The 2730-nt window shown below is 57.0% G+C and carries 3 protein-coding genes and 1 pseudogene; all 4 read right to left on the reverse strand.

Going from position 1 to position 2730, the window contains the following annotated elements:
* Window positions 1-186 precede the first annotated feature (186 nt).
* Window positions 187-840 (reverse strand): hypothetical protein, encoded by a 654-nt coding sequence (locus tag LXN57_RS47600; protein WP_251804944.1) that lies wholly within the window; start codon window positions 838-840, stop codon window positions 187-189.
* Window positions 841-1210: 370 nt separating this feature from the next.
* Window positions 1211-1396, reverse strand: a complete 186-nt coding sequence (locus LXN57_RS47605) for a hypothetical protein (RefSeq protein WP_251804945.1) — start codon at window positions 1394-1396, stop codon at window positions 1211-1213.
* Between the two features lie 392 nt (window positions 1397-1788).
* The gene (locus LXN57_RS47610) at window positions 1789-2154 is read right to left on the reverse strand and encodes a hypothetical protein (protein WP_251804946.1); all 366 of its coding nucleotides are present in this window, start codon (window positions 2152-2154) and stop codon (window positions 1789-1791) included.
* Between the two features lie 14 nt (window positions 2155-2168).
* A pseudogene (locus LXN57_RS47615) lies at window positions 2169-2730 on the reverse strand (hypothetical protein); the annotation flags it as partial.

Here is a 2730-nt window from a genome sequence, read left to right on the forward strand (position 1 = left end):
TCGGCCTCCTGCCGGGCGATGTCCTCACCGGTGAACCGCACATCACGCTGATGCTGGTCCATGTCGCGGTTGTACTGGGCCAACTGACCCTGATACTACTTCAGCTCACACTCGTAGTCGTACGTTGGGAACCGACGCGTGGTCTGCGGAATAAATGAGAATCATCCGCGATTTCTGGCGGCAACGTCAAAAGAGAGAAGACTGCTCTGGAGCCTCTTTACCAGACCTCGAGGCGATATCGTCACCTCTGACAACCTTGACGAACTCATCTCCGTCACGCTCAGCACGCATACGGAGACGGGCGACCCGCTCGTGCGTCACCACGCCTCCCCAGCCAGCGATCTCCTTGGCATCAGCTAACTGGCGCCGGAACTCCGCCACGAATACCGGAGACTCGACAAGGAATTCCAACGACATCGTCGGCCATATTTCCCTGGCAAGGTCGTAGCTCAAGTTACGGACTCTCTTGGCCGAATTAAGGGCACTTGAGCGATCCTTGTCACGCAGAGCCCTTAAGGCGTAAAGGACAGCCACTGTCGCGTTGTCCACATGTCCACCTTGCTCTAAGGCAACCGGTACAACAGATTCAACCCTTAGAACAGCCGGATCAAGGTCAATCGACTCGCTCTCAGTCGTGAACCATGACCATCCAAGAGAAATTCCGCTAGTGATTGCAGTTGCCATCTCGGGAAGATCTAACAGGTCGACAACCTTGGCAACTCTAGTCGCACAGCACAAGGCGAAAATGGAAATCTCGGACGAACTTTCCAGCTTCTCGCCAATATTCGCCAATGAACCCTCGTCGCCCACTTCACCAGGTAACACTTCTGAGATCGGCACTCGACTTTCCCCCTCCCTGGAATTTCGCTATCGCAGGCTGACAGACCTTCGAACAAATATCCTTAGACACGCCCATTGAATTGGCACGACCCACCGGGAAGAGACTCTCATTGGATCGCCTCACGAATTCGATGAGCTGGACCTCGGCATGCTTGTTCTGGTCACGAGAACGCTTCCACCTGACCTCATGGATATTGTGCTTCTGAAGCAATCTGCTCTGCTCCGCAGTGAAGGCGGCACCGGCACTTGCGGCATATCGAGTTCCATCTTCCATCTCCATGATGGCAACGACCCGGTTTTGGGCCGCAATAGGGTCGTCGCTTAGAAGTGCGTGAACCTCGGAGGCTATGTCAGAGGGTGGTCCGGGAGGTTATGCCCGTTTCTCGGTAAGGGTGAACAGGCCGGGTTGGCCTTCGGCCAGGATGTGCCGGTTGACCAGGCGTTTCAGCTTCGCGCGGATGCCTTCGGTGTCCTTGGGCTCGGTGCCGATGCCCAGCGCGAGACAGACGTCTTTCGCGCGCAGGGCGTCGCTGCCGCGAACCCAAGCAGTAGCCACCAGCCGCGACCAGGCTGTTCAAAACTGCTCTACATAATCAAGGGCGGCCCGGCCGATGGCCGGGCCGCGCGCACGCGCTACAGACCTACGGCCCCGCGCGCACGCCGTCATATCCGAGACAACAGCCCCGAGATCTTCGGAGGACGAGCCACACATCCAAGTCTCTCGATTTTAGTCCCTTGCTTGACGGCAACCGTGACGGCAACATGGACGGAAGTCCGCACACCGCAGCACCCGAAGGCGTCGCCTCAACACGGAGCGTGTGCCGAGAAGAGGACAGGCCATCGCCCTGACGGCCGGATCGCGATCACTCGTCGCGACACCTTGCACCCCCTACATCTGCCGGACCGTGGAGGTGGTCCACACAACCGGCCAAACACAGGGTCGAGCCATCAAAGCCCAAAGTCGGAAGGTTCTTCAGCCGCCTTTCTCCGATAGGCATCTAGAACCAGAGAGCTCTCGTTGATTAGCACATCAAGAGATTCTTCCTTGCGCTCGTCGTAGCCGGATTTGCCATAACTTCTAACCAGTCCGGCTAGCAAGTCCGCAACCTCGACGAGATTCAGGTACCGAAAACCGTCGATTGCCCGCTCGAACTCAACCGGTTCTATAACTTCCATCGCAAAGCCGAAGCCACCGCCCATAATTGCATTAAAGACCCGATGGACGTGGGCAAGCTTAGCAACTCCGAGCGGCGCGTCGGCCGGCACAACGCCTTCCACTCCGTAGTCGACTGCCAGGTTGTATACGCTGTCCATCGAGCTCACGATTTCTACACATCCCCCACTAGACCCGATTTGCCATGTGTTCTGAGTGTTCTATTTACGTACATCCCAAAGTCCCATTGCTGATGGAAAGGCATATCCGCAAGCATGTCTCGGATCGGTTTCCCACCCGTCCAGTTGAAGGTCTTTGCATAGTATCCGTTCTTGGCAAAGTTGATGCTTTGATCCTGAAGGAACATATTATCAGGGTTATTGATCCACTCCTGCGGGAAGTTGGATCTCCCTGCCCCCTGCTTACCCTGACTTTGCTCAACGACGTGCTCCCAGTTCAGCTTCGGCCCGCCTGGCGTCGCGTAATTTCTGGCTGGCCCATGCACCTGCAACCAGCCACCAGCTTTGTCATAGCTGGGGTATCCGTCTGCAGAATCCGGCGTCCATGAATTCGCGCCACGGCCGACCGGGCACGACTCCCCACCAGAGACGCCGAGGTTGATAAACCCAGGGTCATTATTGTGGACCAGGACCGGAGTTGTGCCGGCGAGCACATAGTACGTGTGGGTGGTGTCGACGGTGAGGTCGCGCATCACCTTGGCGCCGGTGAAGTTGTGT

This window comes from Paractinoplanes hotanensis (genome assembly GCF_023717965.1).
GTDB lineage: Bacteria > Actinomycetota > Actinomycetes > Mycobacteriales > Micromonosporaceae > Actinoplanes > Actinoplanes polyasparticus.

Excerpts from the sequence above, each read along its gene's own strand:
- LXN57_RS47610 (WP_251804946.1), bottom strand. The coding sequence starts at position 2,154 with ATGGACAGCGTATACAACCTGGCAGTCGACTACGGAGTGGAAGGCGTT.